Origin of the sequence: Colwellia sp. BRX8-5, from assembly GCF_014077325.1 — a bacterium.
GTDB lineage: Bacteria > Pseudomonadota > Gammaproteobacteria > Enterobacterales > Alteromonadaceae > Colwellia_A.
In genome coordinates this window covers 109,887-130,497 of record NZ_JACGVR010000008.1, presented here as the reverse complement: position 1 = coordinate 130,497, position 20,611 = coordinate 109,887, and the positions used below count along the sequence as shown (strand labels likewise).

Below are 20,611 nucleotides of genomic sequence, written 5' to 3'. Positions count from 1 at the left end.
TAAAATGATTAAAAAATATTTTACGGATGATAAAATAGTTTGGTTTTATTTATTTAGCTGCGTATGTCTCTGAGTTAAAGACATAATGATTTTTTCCATTTGCCTTAACCCTATACATTAACGTATCAGCAATTTTTAGCAGGTCATTATCTGTCACGCCATCATCGGGATACATAGCAATACCAATACTACAACCAATATTAACCCGTTCCACCGACAATTCAAAAGGCTGCTGCATCAGCTTTAATACTTTGTCGGCAATATAAGCGGCTTCACTTTTTTGATGCAAACCTGTTAGCAGTAGAACAAATTCATCACCACCGAAACGAACAACTGTATCTGACTGTCGAACACAACTTTTTAGTTTATTAGCCACTTTGACTAACAGTTCATCGCCAACATCATGGCCATGGGTATCATTGATAGTTTTAAAACCATCAAGATCGAGAAATAAAACGGCCATTTGTAATTGTTGGCGCTGATGGAAGCTAATGGCAGTATTGATCCGGTCTTTTAGCAATACTCGGTTGGCTAACCCGGTTAATTCATCATGGGTCGCCATATGTTTCATTTTTTCTTCAAGCAATTTACGCGTTTTTATTTCACCATATAAGCGCCTATTCCACATTATTATCGCAATAATAATAATGAGAATAAGTACACCAATTTGTGCTGAGACTCGCATGACAACATCTTTATTAAACCCTGTTTCTATATTCACTCCAAACCAGCGGTCATAAATTTTCTGTTTTTCATTCTCAGAAATAGTCAATAAGGTTTTGTTTATGATTTGTTGTAATTCAAGCCAATCGGGTCTAATGGCAAAGTGACTGCTGTCCCTTTGCAATTCTTCCAACACTGACATATCTAAAACACTGAGACTTTCTCGTTTCATTAATTCAGAAGCCGACGCTATATTAGAAATAAAACCGTCAACCTTACCTTGCTGAACGGCAAGTAGACCCTCATTGTGAGTATCAACGAGTTTTAACGATATTAATGGGTGTTCTTTTCTAATAGCAGACGATAGATAGTAGCCTTTAATAACGGCTAATGTTTTACCATGAAAACTGTTAAGTGTCAGTTGAGAGCCCAATTGACGTTGGTGTAAAATGACCCAAGGCATACTCCAATAAGGTTGAGTAAATAGAACCTGTTTCTTTCGCTCTTGCGTCACAGAAATACTGGCAAGCATATCAATTTTTTCCTCGACTAATCCTTGATATAAGTCATTCCAGCTATCAAAAAATGTAAATTCAAACGCTAAAGCAGAGCGATCTGATATCAACTTAAGTACATCGGGGTTGATACCTGTTACTTGGCCTTTTGCATTAACAAATTCCATTGGCATCCAGTTTTTAACCAGTCCAACATTTACTTTTTGATTTTGTTCTAGCCATAATTGTTCAGACTGAGATAAGCTCACTTTTTCAGCAGAGCGAACAAAATAGCCGTTATTTTTATCGATAAGCCAATTTCTCTCGAGTCTAATAAGTTGCTCAATAGGAATATTGTTAAAGCCTTCGTTAATCAATTCAACCAATTTATCATTACCCTTTTTTACTAAGGAATAAACTGGTGTTGGGAAAGTAACATTTTTTAATTGATAAAATGAAGATTGTAAATTGCTTTCTATTAAACGGGCATTTAGGTATTCTTGAGCACTGACCATAGCATCAACATTGCCTAATTCAGCCTGATGAAGAAGTTCATTAGCTGTCTGGTAAACCTGAACTTTTAGATTAGGGTACCTCTTAGTTAAGGTGTTTTCATAAGTAGTCCCCGCTAAAATACCTATTCTTTTACCTTGTAAGTCTTTCAATGAATAAACATTATCAATTCGGGTAGAAACAAACACGCCAGCATCAACACCATAAATTTGTGAAGCGATCTGTAATTTATTATTAAAATTTTCGGCTGAATAACCAATATGTATATCGACATCACCGCCTTGTAACATCGCTAATTCTTGTGATGGAGATTGAGCAATAAATTCAATTTCAATGCCACTTTCTTTCGCCCATAAACGCCATAAATCAATAAATAAACCTTGCGGTTGCCCCGTAGGAGACACCGCCATATAAGGCGGTGCTTGTGTTAGGAAGCTTAATAACAATGTTTTACTACTTTTCTCTCGTCCTAACCATTTTTTTTCTATTAGCGATTTTTCGGCAACCGTAATTTTATCAAAACCTTCAACGATAAAGTCTTTTAACAACGTATTCTCTATTGATGTGGCGGCTACATATTCACCTTGATAGAAACTAATTCTTTTGTAAGGTGGGTATTGTTTATTTAATTCAAAATACTCACTAAAAAGTTTAGAAGGTTTTTCAACGTCCGTATAAACCATTATTTCGTTAGCTAATGCCGCTTGATATAAGACATGGCGATTTTCGTATAAACGTAATTTAAGGTGTGGATATTTTTCTAAAATGATTGCGGCATGACTTGACCCGCGAACCGAACCAATAATGTAAGGTGACAATTGGCTAATTTCAGTTAAATTAGTAAAATCTCTATGGGTATAAAAATAGAAATCGTGATAGAAAAATGACGGTGTAAGCAATAATTCTTTACTGCGCTCTACTGTTTTAGTCATTCCGCCATGAATGTCAACTTCACCTGATTGAACCTGTGATAATGTTGATAACCAGTCCGTGGTAATAAATTCAATTTTAACACCTTGTCGCTCTGCCCATAGCTTCCAAAGATCGGGCATTAAGCCATCCGCCTGTCCTTTGTCATTGAGGAACATATAAGGATAGCTGGTTTTGTTTATCGCTATTGTGAGTGGCTTTGCTGAGATTTCAAAACGTTCATTGTTTGCTTGCACTGTTATAGCAAAACACATCACCAGTAAGATTAGACAACGAACAAAATAATTGAGTTGCAACAGCAATTCCTTAATGGTTAAAGTGGATGAAATAACAACGATTATAGACCTTATTCGTCATAAGTTGCAGGGTAAATTTTAGCTTTAACTACTAAAAAGTACGCAATACTACCCTATGACAATAAATTTGGGTTAAAATAACGCAAAATTGATATTTAAATACCAAGACAAGTTCAGCCTAATGAAACCATCAGAACCCGATTTAATTTTTTCAAAAAAACAAAGCCAAATTAAAGATTTTACTTTTGACGCACATGTTGTCGAAGTTTTTCCTGATATGATTTCCCGCTCTGTACCTGGTTATAATACCATTATTGATACCATTGGCCGCTTAAGTCAGCGTTTTGTCACTGACAATAGTCATGTGTATGACCTAGGATGCTCACTCGGCGCCGCAACGATAGCCATGCGTAAAGCGATCACCGCGAAAAACTGTAAAATTATAGGTGTTGATAATTCTTCTGCCATGGTTGAGCGCTGTAAAATGCATGTTAGTGCATTCAAAGGTGCTACACCGGTAGAAATTATTGAAGGGAATATTTTAGATATTGAGATTGAAAACGCTTCAATGGTAGTACTTAATTTCACCTTACAGTTTATTGAGCCAGAAATACGCTCGACATTAATAGATAAAATAGCCAAGGGCTTAAAACCTGGTGGCTTATTGTTATTATCAGAAAAAATATCAGCTGATGATAAGATCTGTAATGAACTACTTGTCGATTTGCATCTCGACTTTAAACGCGCCAACGGTTATAGCGAACTAGAAATAGCCCAAAAACGTACCGCTATTGAAAAAGTTATGCGCATTGATAGCTTACCCGAACATATTGCACGCTTAGAAAATGCTGGTTTCAACCATCAAACGCCTTGGTTCCAATGTTTTAACTTTTTTTCACTCATCGCCATTAAGTAACTTTATTCATGTCATTCAATAAATTTTATCAAGAAATAGCTCAAAACCGCCTAAGCCATTGGTTAAACACTCTTCCTGCGCAACTTAGCCAATGGAAAAAAGAACAATTGCATGGCGAGTTTGCCCATTGGCAAAAAACCTTAACCGCTTTACCAAAGACGACACCATCAGTCGTTAATATCAGTGACGGTGTTACAGTCGGTAAAAAAGAAGATATTACTGAAGGTGAATATAAGCGTTTAGAAAATTTACTGAAAAAATTTAAACCCTGGCGTAAAGGCCCTTACCATATCCATGGTTTGCATATAGACACTGAATGGCGCTCCGATTTCAAATGGGATCGTTTAAAAGAGCATATTAGCCCACTTAACAATAAATACGTTTTAGATATTGGTTGTGGCAGTGGCTATCACTTATGGCGTATGCGCGGTGATGGAGCTAAATTTGTTGTTGGCATAGACCCAACACAATTATTTTTTACACAATTTAATGCTATTCAGCACTTTGTTAATGACCCTAAAGTCAACTTATTGCCGTTAGGTGTAGAACAATTACCTGAGCTTAATGCCTTTGATACCGTATTTGCCATGGGTGTTTTATACCATCGCCGTTCTCCTATTGATTTTCTTTACCAATTAAAAGCACAGTTAGTAAAGGGTGGCGAGTTAGTGCTAGAAACTTTAGTGGTTGATGGTGATGAACATACCGTTTTAGTGCCTGGCGAACGCTATGCTAAAATGCGTAATGTCTGGTTTTTACCTAGTTGTGATGCGATGTGTGCATGGCTTTCGCGATGTGGATTTAAAAATATACGGGTGGTCAATACCGATATCACTGCACTTGATGAACAACGAAAAACTGACTGGATAGATACTGAGTCACTGGCTGATTTCCTTGACCCTGACGATAACAGTAAAACAATAGAAGGTTACCCCGCGCCAAAACGTGCTATTTTTATTGCTAATACTTAAGTTGTCGAGATAAGTAGTCTGTTAATTATCTGCAGAGTATATTTAGGTAGTGACTTTTATTATTTAAGTATGTGATTATGATAGGTAAAAAATTTAACACAATTAAGATAAAAGGGTGTCTATGAACGAACTTTGGTCGCAGCGAAAACTAGCTAGTGTTGCAAAACGTCTAAATGATCACCGTAGCCCTTTTCAGCGTGATCGTGCGCGTATACTCCATTCTGCTGCTTTTCGTCGCTTACAGTCTAAAACCCAAGTGATGGGCAGTGGACAAAGTGATTTCTATCGAACACGTCTTACCCATTCATTAGAGGCAGCGCAAATTGGCTCAGGAATTAGTGCCCAATTAAGAAACAAGCATGCACAATTATCTGCTGAGCTTTTTCCTGATGATGAGAACTTAATTGAATCTATTTGTTTAGCCCACGATATTGGTCACCCTCCATTTGGGCACGGTGGTGAGGTTGCTCTTAATTATATGATGCGTAACCATGGCGGCTTTGAAGGCAATGGGCAAACTTTTCGCATTGTTTCACACTTAGAGCCCTTTAGTGAGTTTTATGGGATGAATTTATCTCGCCGAACATTATTAGGCTTAATAAAATACCCACAACTATTAACCGAGTTAACACAATTACCTTTACCTGTTGCTCCGCACAGTTTTAGACAATTAAAAGCGGCTGACTGGCATCCTGCCAAAGGCTTATATAATGATGACACTGAAATGTTTGATTGGGTTTTATCGCCATTATCTGCTGATGATCGCGCTCTTTTTCAATCAATAAAAAAAACCAAAAACAAACATAACAAAACAATATTTAAATCACTCGATTGTTCAATTATGGAGCTCGCTGACGATATAGCTTACGGTATTCATGACCTAGAAGACGCAATAGTTACAGGTGTAGTCAGCCAGCAAGATTTTGAACAAGAAGTTATCACTAAACTTAAAGCAATCGATGAACCTTGGTTGAAAGATTATTGTCAACGTTTAACAGCAAAGCTTTTTAATGAACAACACTACATTCAAAAAGAAGCGATTGGCGGCTTAGTCAATTATTTAATTACCGAAATATATTTAGCTGATTTAAATGAAAACTCGACAATAAGCTTTACTGAACCCTTATTACGTTACAACGCTAAGCTACCAGTTAATGCCGCGAAGGCACTACAGATATTCAAAGACTTTGTCTTCTCATTTGTTATTAAACAAACCAGTATTCAACAACTCGAATATCGTGGGCAACAAATAGTAATGGAGTTATTTGAAGCACTGGCCAGTGATCCCACTCGATTATTGCCTAAACATACCAAGCGGCGTTGGCTTTATGCAAAAACGCATAACTTGAACGAACATCGAGTAATTGCTGATTATGTCTCAGGGATGACGGATGACTATGCTACTCATCTTTATCAGCGACTGTTCCTGCCCAGTGGTTCATTCCCACTAAGTGAGCGCTAACTCTAAGCAAAAAAATGAAGCTAGATATTGACTCGGCTTCATTGTTTACTGTGCGCGCTAAAAGTAAAACGGTCGATACTGATAAAAATTAGCGTAATAGATAAAGCTTAATTCAACCTTGCTGATAGAGTGAACAAACAGCACCTGCGGGATCTTTAATCACCACATGCTTATCTTTACCTACCTGCTTTATTTCAGTGAGCAATTCGCCGCCAAGCTCGATAACATTTGCAACGGCAGCGTGAATATCTTTAACTAAAAAATAAGGTAACCATGTCGCAGGCATACTAGCATTCACTCCTTTAGCATGACAAATACCACTGATCGCTTCACCGCTATCAGGACTCTTCATGACATAATCGTTATGATCGCCCATCGCCACGTTTTCAACTTGCCAACCAATAACGCGCTGGTAAAAATCTTTCACCTCAGTGGCATTGTCTACCGTTAAATCTAACCAAGCCATTTCACCTATTTTGTCACTCATTTTATTTCTCCACTGATTCAATTATTTTTGGGTTTCTTGGATAATACTTTTCAGGCAAGGTGCTTATATGTTCAAAATATCGGGTATCTTTATAGGGTAACTTCATAAAGCCTGATATTCCCTGACCTTGAATTGTTGGTAATAGCGTAATAATTTCAGCTAAACACTCGGCAAATTCTTGCTTTTTTTCATGGTTAAGTAACATTAAATAACTATGAATTTTTAAGTGAGTGGGCAAGACTTCAAAAATAATGCAGCCAGTATGATGAATTAGATTTAAACGTCCTAATACAGCCATTATCTCATCGGGTAGATAGAGGTATTCATCGGGGTCTTTACCGTCTTCAAAGTATGAATGCAAACGTGTAATATCATCTACCTCAGCAACATCACTGATCTCAAATGAAAACTCCTGTCCCAACTCAGCAATGAAGTCGTGCTCACTACTTTGTCTTTCGACATGCAAAGTATTTCTGGCATTAAATAAACAACTCTTAAACATACCAACGCGGTGAATACCTTGAGCGAGATGCACCATATTATTGACAGCACTTTGAAAAGAAGCATTAAGATTAGGGTCAAACAAGGTTAAATTAGAATCAATATAAACACCATCGGCCTGCCAACGTATCGCTAAACCACCAACCACAGGAAAATTACCTAGCCGGCCAACTGCGGCAATAAATGCTTTTTCGGTATCGCCCATGCCCATCAAAAAGTTTTTGTAATATTTTTCTAGTTGCGCATCATCAATCTCGTTTAACTCATCACTCTCGGTAGACTCTCTTAAAAAAGATTTTCTCGAACCGTAAACCACAGTATCAAAAATTTTGTCTGTTTTAGATTTTAACCAAACAGGAATAAGTAATTTAGCATCGAAAGCCGTATGCTTTTTGGCCATGACCATGCGTTTTAAATAAGGTAACTGTTTAAAAAAGTAATCACCGGCGCTATTACGTGTTTTTAGATCGTCGCTGAGCATAGCATCAATAATTTTCGCCAGTAACTTTGGTAAACCCAATGAAAGCGGAGAAATAACCTGATGACCATATCGACACGATTGACCTGACGCAATCGCATAAATAGTTGCCGCTAACCCCTGCTCATCAAAGCGTGGCGAAGACATTGCGCCACTTATTTGGTCTTGACCAATAAAGTAAACATCACCTAAACGCGCATTAGTATTTTGCAAATCGCTACTCATTAAGTCCATGACACTATTCGCGGTATTTTGCCCAGTAGCATCTAGCTGCGCAACAACAGCAGAGCCCCAGTCGACTAAGTAAACCTTGCCCGTTTTTTCATTAAAAACAACATTCGAGGGTTTAATATCCCCATGAACATAGGGTTTCCCTTTGCTGTGTTTTTTAGGGTTGCGTAAATAAAGCAAAATTTCAGCGAGTTGAATCGCGATATTAACGACAAGTTCAGGCGCTAACGGCCCATGCTGTTGAGAATATTTTTCTAAATCGATGCCCGGCGCTCGTTCCATATGCACGATAGATTGGCGCTTAATTTTGTAATATTTAACAACTTTAGGGATGCGTCGATGCGATAGCTCTCCTTGAATTTCAGCTTCTTCTGCTAGTCTGTCTTGTACGTGTTGCGGTAAATTCATTCGTGAAAATTTGAAAACAAAGGCATTCCCTAAGTCATCATCACCATTAAACACAAACCCATAGGCGCCCTTTCCCAATAAGGCGATATTTTTATAGCCCAGTAAACTTAATTGCTGCTGACATAATTCAACCCAAACTTTTAATTTAGTAGCGTCTTTAGTGTTTAATAAGTAAACCGATTGCTCTTCGGCAATATAAAAATGTTGCAGTTTATTTTCGTGCACGTGATTTCCTAACAATGCTTGCTCTGCTAAAAAGTATATCTTTAAAGTGACTTGATGTTAACTCAAAGCTCCCGCTTAAATTTAAGCGCTTGAAAGATAATTCTATTGAGGTAATATCTTTAAAAAATAATAAAACATAGATAAAAGGATTTATATGAATTTACTAAAAGCACTGATACTTTTGGCCATCGGTGCAGCACTCGGTTATGGCATTTCGTCGACCACAAGAAGTCATCAAAATAATTCGAGGTTGCCCGCGGTAATAGCTGTTGAAACATCATCAACCTTAAAAAAGACAGTAGACCTACAAGAGCAAGCGACTCCCCTTGTACAAACTCAACCACAAGTCATCAATCACAAGCCAGCACCCCTTGCTATTGCTGACAATGATGAAGTGTTGACTCAGCAATACCTTGATTTAAGAGCTGAGCATCAACAATTAAAAGACAAGTATAAAAAATCTAAACGTAAAGTGTCATCATTGAAATATCAATTAAGTGAATTTGATGGCAGTGAAGCAACCGACGAAGAAATGGAAAAACTCGCTCCTGAACCGTTCAATTTGTTCCTGAGTGCCTTTAGAGGTAAAACGAGAAATGACATCTATGATTTTCATCAAAAAGAAGACGATTTAGATTGGGGTTATAATATGCAAAACAATATTTCAGACTTTGTACAAACCCACTATGATGGCATGAACGTAGATTTAATATCAGTTATTTGTAAACAGCCCTATTGCGAAATTCTAGTGACTGAAAAACAAGAAGATGCTTGGGACAATATTATCAAAGACTTATCGGTACAAACATGGTGGAAATTCTCATCATTTTCAACGTCAACAAAGTCAAATGAAGATAATGAACTCTCTATCTATGCTTTCTTCACTCAATAAAACGTCTCCTTGAGAACCGATACCACCATAAACAAAAAAACCTGCATGAGCAGGTTTTTTTTAATATCAAAAAGCGTCAAACTAAGACATATGCATCAACATATTGCTTGGCTCTTCTAAGAATGATTTCCACAAGTTACAAAAACGGGCAATTGAACCGCCATCAATAACACGATGATCACCAGACCAACTTACTTGCATAATGTAACGTGCTTCAACTTCACCTTTATCATTAAAGCGTGGTAATTTTTGTAATTTACCTAACGCAACAATCGCTGATTCAGGTTTATTGATTATCGGTGTAGCAACCGTGCCGCCAATCGCGCCAATGTTTGAAATGGTAATAGTTCCACCCTTCAAATCTTCTGCACCAACACGACCTGCACGGGCAGAGTCAGTTAAACGCATGATATCTTTAGCAACGTCAACAATAGATTTGTTCTGTACTTGCTTAACATTAGGGACGAGTAAGCCGACTTTAGAGTCAACTGCCATACCAATATTATGATCGTCAAAATAAGTAATTTCAGTACAATCATCATTAACTTGCGTATTTACAATCGGGAATTCTTTTAATGCTAAAGAAATCGATTTCATGAAAAACGGCATCATAGTTAATTTAATATCTTGTTTCGCATAAGCGTCTTTCATACCGCTGCGTAACGCCATTAGATTCGTCATGTCAATTTCTTCACAATAAGTAAAGTGAGGAATCGTTGACACTGAACGTACCATAGCCTTTGCCATCGCCGCTTTAATACCGCGAATAGGCTCAACACGTTTACCGCCACTTTGTGCCACAGCAACAACTGGCGCTACATTTTCAGTGCTTATAACTGGCGCTTTAGTGAAAGAAACAACGTCTTCTTTATAAACACGCCCTTTCTTGCCACTGCCTGGTATTTCATGAATATTAACATTTAATTCGCGAGCTACACGGCGCACCGCCGGGCTAGCAACAGCTTTACTGTTAATAATCTTTTTCTCAACAGCTGCTGCAATAGTTGTTAAAGCCACTTTTTCAACGGCAGAAACCGTTGGCGTTTCAAGAGTTTCTGCCGCGACAACTGCATTCTGATGGCCATTAGCCGCCAGTTTTTCTATTTCAAATAAAGGCGCATGTACTTTCGCAATTTCACCTTTAGCATAGTAAAGCTTAGTCACAGTACCGTTATGCATCGCTGGAATTTGTACTAGCGCTTTGTCTGTCATTACATCAGCAATGGGTTGATCTTCAACAATCACATCACCTTCTTTAACTAACCATTCAACGAGTTCACACTCAACAATACCTTCACCAATATCAGGTAAGATAAAGTCTTCACGTTCAAGTGTTGGCTCACCATGAGTCGAAGCCGCAACTGAATGCTCAGCAACTGGCGAACTTGGCGCAGCAACCACTGGGCTTGCTTGCACAGGCGAAGGTGCCTGCTCTTGATCGGTTGTCATTGAAAAAAGTGGCTGATGTACTTTGGCAATATCGCCCTGAGCGTAATAAAGCTTAGTAACCGTACCATTATGCATCGCCGGAATTTGTACCAGCGCTTTATCTGTCATCACATCAGCAATGGGCTGATCTTCAACAATAACGTCGCCTTCTTTAACTAGCCATTCAACTAGCTCACATTCAACGATACCTTCACCAATATCGGGTAGAATAAAATCAATACTCATGACAAAAACCTTAGTAATTTATGCTGTGTTTAATGGCTTCGTACACTTTTAAGTGGTCGGCAACATATTCTTTTTCTAGTGATAATGGGTAAGGTGTATCCATACCACAGATGCGTGCAATCGGTGACTCAAGGTGTAAGAAACACTCTTTTTGAATCGTTGCTGCAATTTCACTAGCAAAACCCGCCGTTAATGGCGCTTCTTGGCTAACAACTAAGCGTCCTGTTTTGGTAACAGAATTAACAACCGTTTCAATATCCCATGGTAAAATAGTACGTAAATCTATGATTTCACATGAAATACCATCAGCTGCAGCCATTTCAGCCGCCTTCTCTATTATTTCCATTTGTGCGCCCCACGCTAATAACGTGATATCACTACCTGGCGTAACAATTTCAGCTTTGCCAAGGGGTAATTGATAGTCTTCTAAAGGCACTTCGCCCACAGAGGCACGATACAAACGCTTAGGTTCAAAAAAGATAACCGGGTTTTTATCGCGAATAGACGCTAACAATAAACCTTTTGCTTGGTAAGGGTTACGAGGTACAACAACTTTTAAGCCCGGTGTATGAGCAAAATAAGCTTCTGGTGATTGGCTATGATATAAGCCTCCCGCGATACCGCCACCGTATGGTGTACGTATCGTTAAATTACCCACATCAAATTCATTACCACTGCGGTAGCGAAACTTTGCGGATTCATTAACAATTTGATCGAAAGCAGGGAAAATATAATCAGCAAATTGAATTTCAGCGATAGGCACACTGCCTTGAGCTGCTAAACCATTAGCAAAACCAATAACACCTTGTTCAACTAGAGGTGTGTTAAAACAACGTAATTTACCAAATTTTTCTTGTAAGCCACTGGTTGCGCGAAAAACACCACCAAAATGGCCAACATCTTCACCAAAACACACAGCTCGTTCATTTTCTGTCATTGCAATTTCAAGTGCGTTATTAATTGCATGTAATAAATTCATTTGTGCCATTATTTAATTCTCCCCGCGGTGAATGGGTAGGCTTCTGGATACTTTTTAATATGTACTTTCAGCTCGGCAAGTTGTGCTTTTAATAGCGTTGGTGGTTCATCATAAACATCAGTGATTAAATCTTCAACGGGTGGTTTATCAATTTTTTCAGCAACTTTTACTGCCGCTAAGACTTCTTCACGTAATTTATCAAACAAGGTTGTCTCTTGTGCTTCATCCCACCACTTATTCGCTAACATCCAATTTTTCATACGAAGAATAGGATCATGTGCTTGCCATTTAGCTTCTTCTTCACGCGTACGATATCCAGAAGGATCATCTGATGTAGAATGTGCACCTAAACGATAAGACATGGCTTCAATAAGTACTGGCTTGTTTTCTGCTAAAGCATAAGTACGAGCATCTTGTGTCGCTTTTAAAACCGCAAGTATATCGTTGCCGTCGATTCGAATCGTTTTAATTCCGTAACCCACACCACGAGAAGCAATACCATTACCTGCGTATTGCTCATCTGCAGGTGTTGAAATTGCGTAGCCGTTATTACGACAGAAAAAGATAACAGGAGCACGATGTACTGCTGCCATATTTAATCCCGCATGGAAGTCACCTTCTGACGCAGCGCCTTCACCGAAATAACAAATTGTTACCGCGTCAAGCCCTTGTATCTTCTGGCCATATGCATAACCGGTCGCTTGTGGTATTTGAGTAGCTAGTGGCGATGAAATCGTCATGTAGTTTAATTCACGGCTGCCGTAATGAATGGGCATTTGACGACCTTTGCCTAAATCCTTTTCATTACTGAACATTTGATTCATGAAGTTTTCAAGTGAGAAACCACGATACATTAATGCACCTTGCTCTCGATATTGCGCCATGATCATATCTTGAGGTTTTAAACCGGCAGCACCACCGACACTTGCGGCTTCTTCGCCAAGTGCGGTCATGTAAAAGCTTAAACGACCTTGACGTTGCGATGCGACCATTCTCTCATCGAGTACACGGTGAAACGCTAACGTTTTATAAATTTTTGTTGCTGATTCTTGATCAATTTCAGGAAGCTCAGCACCTTCATATACGGTGCCGTCTTGTTGTAATACTTTGAGGATGGGAATTTCAACTGAATGACCATCAATAAAAGCGGGTTGATGTACCACCGGACTTTCTTTATATACGTCAGTGTTCATAGCCTTCTCTTCTCTTCTTGTCTTATGGAATATGTTCATTGCAGGATTTGCTATACCCATTATTCTTAATGTAAGTGTACTTAGTTTTAGTACTTTTTGGGTTTTGCGCAATGAGCTGCTGTAAATAATCGAACGTACTTTACCTTTACGTAAACTGAAACACAAGTTGTGTGAGCTAAGTAAAATTTTGGGCATACGGCAATATCATCAATATGCCCATAAAAGTTTACATAAGCATGACCATTATTCGATAGATGTGGGAATAACGGTTAATAATGCTCGCTGCCCAATAACAACATTAGCATTAGGGAAGATAATTGCTTCCCCGACTTTATCTGTTTTGATCTCGTTACCATCATCTATTGCGAGTACGGTACCTTTTGGAAAGTCAGTAAAGTTTTCAACGTTATCAGAAAAATTTAAAGCAAAGTTTTCACCCTGACGATTAATGGTTTGGTAGATCTCATAAATACTAAAGTCATTTTCATCATAGTCTTTTAGCAACAAGTCTTGTCCTGAAATCAAACGCGTTAGTGTTTCTTTAACTTGAACGAATTTAGCCATGTCATTTTCACCAAAGGGCATCACTTTGCCTAATTCCACAGTAAAAGCGTCAGCATTAAATTCATTTGATGAAAAGTAACTAAAGGTCGTGGTGGGTGAATGCGAAAGTAAAATAGTACTTACCCCACACGCATGCATAAATTGAAGTTGAGATTTTTTCCAAGCTTTACCATGTCGAAAAGGATAAACCGCAAATTTATCGTTTTTTGAGCCTCTAATGGCGGTATGTAAATCGTAATGACAACGCTCTCTCTCTTTATTACTGGATAAGCTTTGACCTTGCTGGAAAAAATCTCGCACGGTATTTTCAAGTAATAAAGCACGGTGGCGTTCTTTATTAATTAAACCCGCCCCCTGTCCCTGATCAGCAGAATGGCCACCAGAGAATAAACGATTCATATTTTCTTCAATAAAACGCTCAGAAATGTTAATAGAAGCTGGGTTGCCAAAAATAAACAGTACACGCTCGGTACAAGCAAGCTCTCCTAAAATAAGCTTTTTAATGAGCTCAGCACAAATTTCAATTGGCGCGGTTTCATTACCGTGCACGGCACTAGAGAGCACAATGTCTTTATTAGATGTTTGCAGTTCAACGGGTTCAAAAGTAATAAGACCGGTATCAAGTACGGTAACGTTTGTTTCGCTATTACTTTCTTGATGTTTAACTTGAAAGGAAAAACGTCCTGCTATTGACCACTCATTTGCACGAGTTAAGGCGAGAAAGTCACCCGTAGATTGTAACGCTTGCTGTTGTTCTTGTAAGACTACTTGTAATTTATTCAAACCACATTCACTAAGGCAATAAAAATTACTTATATTGTACAAAAAAATAGAGATTATTGCTTGGTTTGATCACAATAAAAGTTAAAGCGACGATAAAGAAAAGTGATGAGAAGTAGCGACGTTTGGCAGTGCTAGCATATAATATGGGTTAATGATTTAGGTCACTAACCCATATTATTATGTTATTTCAATTTATAGCAGGGTAAAAATTCTGATACCTTTATCTTAACTATCGACCTATAAACCGGCTTTAGTAAAAGCAGCACTTACCAGTACTTGGGCTTCGGTAATAATAAGGGCTAAGTGTTTTTGATCGATAAAACTCTCGGCATAAATTTTATAAATATCTTCGGTCCCTGAAGGACGAGCAGCAAACCAACCATTGTCAGTCGTAACTTTCACACCACCAATAGCGGCATTGTTGCCAGGTGCGTGTGATAAAACTTGGTTAATTTTTTCACCAGCGAGCATCGTAGTCGTAATGTCGTTAGCGCTTAATGAAGTTAGCACTTGTTTTTGTTCAAAACTTGCAATGGCTTCAACACGGCCATAACAAGGCTCACCTAATTTTTCAGCAAGCTCTTGGTATAGTTGATAGGGGTCTTTACCGGTAACAGCAAGAATTTCTGCTGCCAGTAACGCCATAATAAAACCGTCTTTATCTGTTGTCCAGCAACTACCATCACGAGATAAAAAAGCAGCACCCGCACTCTCTTCACCACCAAATGCATATGAAGCATCACTGAGACCATCGACAAACCATTTAAAGCCCACCGGCACTTCTGATAAAGGACGGTCAATATAGTTAGCAACACGGTCTATAAGTGAACTAGACACTAACGTTTTCCCAATTTTACTGGTTTTAGGCCAGTCACGATGAGTCATCAAATAATATATAGCAACGGCTAAGTAATGATTAGGGTTCATTAACCCGCCCGTGCGAGTGACGATACCGTGGCGATCAAAATCGGGATCATTGCCAACAGCAATATCAAACTTGTCTTTTAAAGCAATGAGTCCGGCCATGGCATAAGGAGATGAGCAATCCATGCGAATTTTGCCATCTTTATCAAGTGGCATAAAAGCAAAACTGGCATCAACAACAGGATTGACAACTTCAAGATTTAACTGATATTTCTTTGCGATAACTGGCCAGTAATGAATCCCTGAACCACCAAGCGGATCAACACCAATTTTAACACCGGCTTTCGCAATAGCTTTCATGTCAACCACTTGTTCAAGTTCGTTAACATAAAAAGTAATAAAGTCTTGTTTTGATAATAAAGCGGACGAACAAGCTTGCTGGTAGCTAACTTGTTTGACATTGATGAGCTTTTCGGCAATTAAGTCATTGGCTCGTTGTTCAATTTTTTTAGTCACACCACCTTCAGCTGGCCCGCCATGAGCTGGATTATATTTAATGCCGCCATCTGTTGGTGGATTGTGAGAAGGGGTAATAATTAAACCATCGGCTTGCTTATCTTTATTTATCGATAATTTATTATGAGCAATAATGAGCCTAGAAATAACCGGGGTTGGTGTAAAACCATCATCGTCTTGAATAACGACCGGGATGTTATTAGCAATTAACACCGACAGCGCATTAGCAAAAGCGGGCTCTGAAAGGGCATGGGTATCTTTACCTAAAAACAATGGCCCTTTCAATCCTTGTTCAATGCGATGTTCGGCAACTGCCTGGCAAATAGCCAGAATATGTTGCTCATTAAAGCTGGTTTTACTGGCATTACCGCGATGACCTGAGGTACCAAAAGTTACCCTTTGCGCGGTAATAGCAACGTCTGGCCTTAATAAAAAATAATCACTGACTAATTTACCAATATTGATACGGTCTTGTGGTCTAACTGGTTTTCCTGCGTGTGCATGAATAGTCATGATATTCCCTTTATTTTTTATTTAAATATTATCGTCGACAACTTTATACGGCTTATAAAAGATCTCTAATATTTTCGGCATCTTCGTTAGTGTAACCTAACATTAGCGATGCTTTCGTTAACATCATTTTTTTACGGGTAGTGTTCGAGTTTGTCATTACCCAAAATGGACTATCAGGTATTTGTAATGGTTTGGTACTGCTACCACTGGCGGAAAGCTCATCTTTGCTTTTGGCAAAATATAGACGGTCTCGCCCGCGGATCTCAGAGACAACAGCAAAACTTTCACTGTGCACGCGATATAAAGCGGCAAGAATAAGTAAAAATCGACCAACTGCACCACGTTGCATGGCTAACTCTTCTTTATTGATATAATTGAGTACATTATCAATACTAGGTGGTTCTGCCATTACTTCTTCAACTATCACGGCTTCCATTTCGATATTTTCTTCAACGCCAGGCACTAAGTTGTCAGTGGTGACTTCAACATCTTGAACACTTTCGACAAGATCATCAAGCGCATCTTCAGCTAACGTTAAACTCAGTAAGCGACGCAAGATTGACGAAGCACTTTCGCCAATAAATTGGGTATTCGACACTATGTGTTGATAAAGTTCTTCATCTATTTCAATGTTTTTCATTAATTACCCTAGAATTTTATTATTCGCGCAGGATTATACTTAGCTTAAGGAAAACTTTCCAGCGCCAATATCTCGATAAAGCCTCAAAATAATTGCATGGTGCAATAAAAGCTAAGACAATAAAGGTTAAAGCAAGTATATACATTCGATGAGCTATCAATGACTAAGAATTTACATTACCAACAACAAGGCTCCGGCGCCGATATTATTTTAATACATGGCTTATTCGGTAGTTTAGAAAATCTCAATATGGTGGCAAAAGGTTTAAAAGATAATTACCGAGTAACTAATATCGATGTGAGAAATCACGGTTTATCTTTTCACAAAAATTCAATGAGCTATCAAGAATTAGCCCAAGACGTTGTCGATCTAATGGCAATAATTAATATTGAACGTGCCCATATCCTTGGACATTCGATGGGCGGTAAAATAGCCATGCAGCTTGCACTAGACCATAGTGAAAAAGTGGATAAGCTTATTGTTGCTGATATCGCGCCTGTTGCCTATCCACCTCACCACAATCTAATTATTGAAGGTTTACAAAGTATTAAGCTTGAAGACATTAATAATAGAAAAGATGCAGACAAGCAATTGTCTGCATTCGTTGATGACATAGGCGTTAGGCAGTTTTTATTGCGTAATTTAGTGGCCAAAGATGGAAAATTCAATTTCAAATGCAATTTAGATAATATTCAGCAATGTTATCGACAAATAATGGCGGCAAATGAAGGTAAACAAGATTTTAAAGGTGAAACCCTTTTTATCAAAGGTGGTAACTCTGATTATATAACCGCAGCGCATCGTGATATTATCCAAGCATTATTTCCAAATAGTCGAGCCAAAATCATACAAGGCACGGGGCATTGGTTACATGCAGAGAAAACGACAGTATTTAACAAAATTGTTAATGACTATTTAAGCCTTTAATATCGACTTATAAACGCTTTAAAACGAATGAATCAAATAACCTTTTTAGGTTTGCTACAATTAATTGATTGAAAAAATAGCGTCAAATTGCCTTGTCATTTGTGGTAAAAATTATGTGTTTAAGCGTTAGATTATGCTATAGTGCGCCTGAAATTTTTAGGGTGAATTATGTTAGCTGAAAACTTAGAACTTATTGAAACTATTGGTTTGAATTTATTTTTTGCTTTTATCTTTATTTTCATTGGCTTATCAGTCCATGATGTAATGACAAAAAATGATGTTCCCAAAATGGGCCGTATGGTCGTTTATTTGGTTCTATTTTTAGGTTGTGCTGGCTTTATTGCCAAAGGCATTATTCAACTGGTTTGGGAAAGCCAAGGGGTTGGGTAAGAGTTAACAATGGCAAAAGAAGCAAGTGATTTAACCACTATTGATTTGTTTAGTGATGAAAAGCGTCCCGGGCGCCCAAAAACAAATCCTCATTCGCGTAGCGTGCAAGTAAAAATAAACAAGCGCAATCAAGTTAAACGCGATAAAAACAATGGCTTAAAACGAGTTGAGTTTAAAATACATCAAGACTTGTTTGAGCAACTCGACGACTTAGCTAAAGTTAAAGGTGTTAGTCGCGGAGAACTTATTGAGTCGATATTGAAAAATTCAATGACGACACCAGCATTAAATATTAGTAAATAAGGGTTTTATACCATGGCAATTGTAGGTTTATTTTTCGGTAGTGATACAGGCAATACTGAAGCTGTCAGCAAAACTATTCAAAAAAAGTTAGGCAAAAAATTAGTTGAAGTAAAAGACATCGCAAAAAGTACAAAAGAAGAAATAGCTGAATTTGATTTAATCATTTTAGGTATTCCAACTTGGTATTATGGCGAAAATCAATGTGATTGGGACGACTTCTTACCTGAGCTTGAAGAAGTAGACTTTACCGATAAGTTAGTCGCTATTTTTGGTTTAGGTGATCAAGAGGATTATTCTGAATACTTCTGTGACGCAATGGAACCTTTAAAAGATATTGCCGAGTCAAGAGGCGCAATTATTGTTGGTAACTGGTCAACTGAAGGTTATGAATTTGAAGCATCTAAAGCCTTAGTTGATGAAAAAACGTTTATTGGTTTATGTATTGATGAAGACCGTCAGCCAGAATTAACTGAAGCGAGAATTGACAAGTGGGTTACTCAAATATTTGAAGAAATGTGTTTAGCAGAACTTGCAGACTAATTTATTTCTTATAAGCCACTAATAATAAGCCTGTATCGACAGGCTTTTTTTTGTCTTACTTTTACCTAATTAGGTCAATAAAGTCGGTTTATTCTTCTGACGTATATATAAACGCCTATTTAGTTTAGCCACTAGCTCACCATCAATATTTTTGACATAAACATTGACCGTGGGTTGATATTTTTCACCATGACGGGTTTTTTCAATAATCTCATTAATAAAATCATCACTGACGTAAAAATCAGCTGTTACTTCGCCTTTCCCTGGTCTGATAAAGTCAATGTCAGCTGATTTATCCCAGACATAATATTGATTATCTAAACGCGCTAAAATCATTAACACATAAAAAGGGTCGGTCATCGAGAATAGTGAACCTCCAAAATGTGTGCCTAAAGCATTTTTATTCCATGCTCGCATTTTTAAACGCACCTTGGCTTGTCTAAAATCACTAGATAGCTCTGTAACTTTGATACCCGTAAATAAAAATGGCGGCCAAATATTTAGCAGTAATTTTAATAACCACGCTTTTCTTAACATCTAAATCTCCTTTGATCCTATAATCACTCGCTCATACAGCTCATCGTACCAGTAAAGCTATTGGTGTTTATACAAATTTCGAAAATCAAAGCCAATGAATTTACTATTCATTTCAACTAAGGCTTCCCTCAAGCAGAAGAACCCCCTATAATTTTGTTTAAATTACCGAATTAGAGAATTAAAGTTAATGGCAGACCAAAATGAAGAGCTAAAAAGAGCTGGATTAAAAATCACCCTGCCGCGAATCAAAATTCTCACTATTTTGCAAAATCCGAATAATCAGCATATTAGTGCGGAAGATGTTTACAAAATATTATTAGTGCAGAATGAAGAGATTGGCTTGGCTACCGTTTACCGTGTACTTAATCAATTTGACGATGCGGGCATTGTTAGTCGTCATCATTTTGAAGGCGGTAAATCAGTTTTCGAATTAAGTCATAAAAAGCATCACGACCATCTTGTTTGCTTAAAATGTGGCAAAGTAGTTGAGTTTGAAGATAACGTCATTGAACAACGCCAAGAAGATATTGCTAAATCACATAAAATAAAGCTAACAAACCATAGTTTATATTTATATGGTGAGTGTGAAGATGAAGAAGCTTGTGATTCATACCGAACATCTAATAGCTAAGTTGTAGTATGAATTTCGCTTAATAAAACCTGCTTTTAGCAGGTTTTTTCTTTACTGAACAACAATATAATTTCGACAAGTATTAAGATA

General features: G+C 37.9%; 19 protein-coding genes. 9 read left to right on the top strand and 10 right to left on the bottom strand.

The features are described from left to right. Window positions 1-49: 49 nt before the first annotated feature. Entirely contained in the window at window positions 50-2,896 is a 2,847-nt protein-coding gene (locus tag H4J62_RS08210; RefSeq protein ID WP_182217697.1) for a transporter substrate-binding domain-containing protein, read from the bottom strand. A 181-nt stretch (window positions 2,897-3,077) separates the two neighbouring features. Between H4J62_RS08210 and cmoA the strand changes: the two genes are divergently transcribed. From cmoA to H4J62_RS08195, 3 genes are all read left to right on the top strand, one after another. Continuing rightward, on the top strand, window positions 3,078-3,812 hold the full coding sequence (cmoA, locus tag H4J62_RS08205) for a carboxy-S-adenosyl-L-methionine synthase CmoA (protein ID WP_182171727.1): 735 nt from the start codon (window positions 3,078-3,080) through the stop codon (window positions 3,810-3,812). A gap of 8 nt (window positions 3,813-3,820) precedes the next feature. Next, on the top strand, window positions 3,821-4,783 hold the full coding sequence (gene cmoB, locus H4J62_RS08200) for a tRNA 5-methoxyuridine(34)/uridine 5-oxyacetic acid(34) synthase CmoB (protein WP_182217699.1): 963 nt from the start codon (window positions 3,821-3,823) through the stop codon (window positions 4,781-4,783). Between the two features lie 121 nt (window positions 4,784-4,904). Beyond that, entirely contained in the window at window positions 4,905-6,245 is a 1,341-nt protein-coding gene (locus tag H4J62_RS08195; RefSeq protein ID WP_182217701.1) for an anti-phage deoxyguanosine triphosphatase, read from the top strand. Between the two features lie 112 nt (window positions 6,246-6,357). Here H4J62_RS08195 and H4J62_RS08190 read toward each other — a convergent pair whose 3' ends face one another. Together H4J62_RS08190 and H4J62_RS08185 are read right to left on the bottom strand one after the other, a co-directional pair. After that, window positions 6,358-6,732 (bottom strand): VOC family protein, encoded by a 375-nt coding sequence (locus H4J62_RS08190; protein ID WP_182217703.1) that lies wholly within the window; start codon window positions 6,730-6,732, stop codon window positions 6,358-6,360. A 1-nt stretch (window position 6,733) separates the two neighbouring features. Next, window positions 6,734-8,575, bottom strand: a complete 1,842-nt coding sequence (locus H4J62_RS08185) for a protein kinase domain-containing protein (protein ID WP_182217705.1) — start codon at window positions 8,573-8,575, stop codon at window positions 6,734-6,736. Window positions 8,576-8,729: 154 nt separating this feature from the next. Here H4J62_RS08185 and H4J62_RS08180 point away from each other — a divergent pair, with 154 nt between their 5' ends. Then, entirely contained in the window at window positions 8,730-9,467 is a 738-nt protein-coding gene (locus H4J62_RS08180; protein ID WP_182217707.1) for a hypothetical protein, read from the top strand. Between the two features lie 81 nt (window positions 9,468-9,548). On the opposite strand, the gene H4J62_RS08175 is transcribed toward H4J62_RS08180, so the two are convergent. The 6 genes from H4J62_RS08175 to seqA form a co-directional block, all read right to left on the bottom strand. After that, window positions 9,549-11,141: a dihydrolipoyllysine-residue acetyltransferase gene (locus H4J62_RS08175; RefSeq protein WP_182217709.1), complete on the bottom strand. Its 1,593-nt coding sequence runs from the start codon at window positions 11,139-11,141 to the stop codon at window positions 9,549-9,551. Window positions 11,142-11,151: 10 nt separating this feature from the next. Further along, entirely contained in the window at window positions 11,152-12,129 is a 978-nt protein-coding gene (locus H4J62_RS08170; RefSeq protein ID WP_070376283.1) for an alpha-ketoacid dehydrogenase subunit beta, read from the bottom strand. Beyond that, a complete protein-coding gene (locus H4J62_RS08165; RefSeq protein ID WP_182217711.1) occupies window positions 12,129-13,313 on the bottom strand; it encodes a thiamine pyrophosphate-dependent dehydrogenase E1 component subunit alpha in 1,185 nt (394 codons plus the stop codon). The genes H4J62_RS08170 and H4J62_RS08165 overlap by 1 nt, the downstream gene beginning before the upstream one ends. Before the next feature lie 243 nt (window positions 13,314-13,556). Beyond that, window positions 13,557-14,660, bottom strand: coding sequence for a succinylglutamate desuccinylase (astE, locus tag H4J62_RS08160; protein WP_182217713.1), 1,104 nt, complete (start codon window positions 14,658-14,660; stop codon window positions 13,557-13,559). Window positions 14,661-14,897: 237 nt separating this feature from the next. After that, window positions 14,898-16,553, bottom strand: coding sequence for a phosphoglucomutase (alpha-D-glucose-1,6-bisphosphate-dependent) (gene pgm / locus H4J62_RS08155; RefSeq protein ID WP_182217714.1), 1,656 nt, complete (start codon window positions 16,551-16,553; stop codon window positions 14,898-14,900). 52 nt (window positions 16,554-16,605) lie between these two features. Next, window positions 16,606-17,193: a replication initiation negative regulator SeqA gene (seqA, locus tag H4J62_RS08150; protein ID WP_182217716.1), complete on the bottom strand. Its 588-nt coding sequence runs from the start codon at window positions 17,191-17,193 to the stop codon at window positions 16,606-16,608. A 159-nt stretch (window positions 17,194-17,352) separates the two neighbouring features. Here seqA and H4J62_RS08145 point away from each other — a divergent pair, with 159 nt between their 5' ends. The 4 genes from H4J62_RS08145 (at window position 17,353) to fldA (ending at window position 19,353) form a co-directional block, all read left to right on the top strand. Continuing rightward, window positions 17,353-18,120, top strand: coding sequence for an alpha/beta fold hydrolase (locus H4J62_RS08145; RefSeq protein ID WP_182217718.1), 768 nt, complete (start codon window positions 17,353-17,355; stop codon window positions 18,118-18,120). A gap of 168 nt (window positions 18,121-18,288) precedes the next feature. Beyond that, the gene (locus H4J62_RS08140) at window positions 18,289-18,510 is read left to right on the top strand and encodes a DUF2788 domain-containing protein (RefSeq protein WP_070376277.1); all 222 of its coding nucleotides are present in this window, start codon (window positions 18,289-18,291) and stop codon (window positions 18,508-18,510) included. A 9-nt stretch (window positions 18,511-18,519) separates the two neighbouring features. After that, a complete protein-coding gene (gene ybfE, locus H4J62_RS08135) occupies window positions 18,520-18,813 on the top strand; it encodes a LexA regulated protein (protein WP_182217720.1) in 294 nt (97 codons plus the stop codon). Window positions 18,814-18,825: 12 nt separating this feature from the next. Further along, the gene (fldA, locus tag H4J62_RS08130) at window positions 18,826-19,353 is read left to right on the top strand and encodes a flavodoxin FldA (protein ID WP_070376275.1); all 528 of its coding nucleotides are present in this window, start codon (window positions 18,826-18,828) and stop codon (window positions 19,351-19,353) included. A gap of 69 nt (window positions 19,354-19,422) precedes the next feature. Here fldA and H4J62_RS08125 read toward each other — a convergent pair whose 3' ends face one another. Then, on the bottom strand, window positions 19,423-19,890 hold the full coding sequence (locus H4J62_RS08125) for a DUF4442 domain-containing protein (protein WP_182171757.1): 468 nt from the start codon (window positions 19,888-19,890) through the stop codon (window positions 19,423-19,425). Between the two features lie 187 nt (window positions 19,891-20,077). Here H4J62_RS08125 and fur point away from each other — a divergent pair, with 187 nt between their 5' ends. Continuing rightward, window positions 20,078-20,521 (top strand): ferric iron uptake transcriptional regulator, encoded by a 444-nt coding sequence (gene fur, locus H4J62_RS08120; RefSeq protein WP_070376273.1) that lies wholly within the window; start codon window positions 20,078-20,080, stop codon window positions 20,519-20,521. Window positions 20,522-20,611 lie beyond the last annotated feature (90 nt).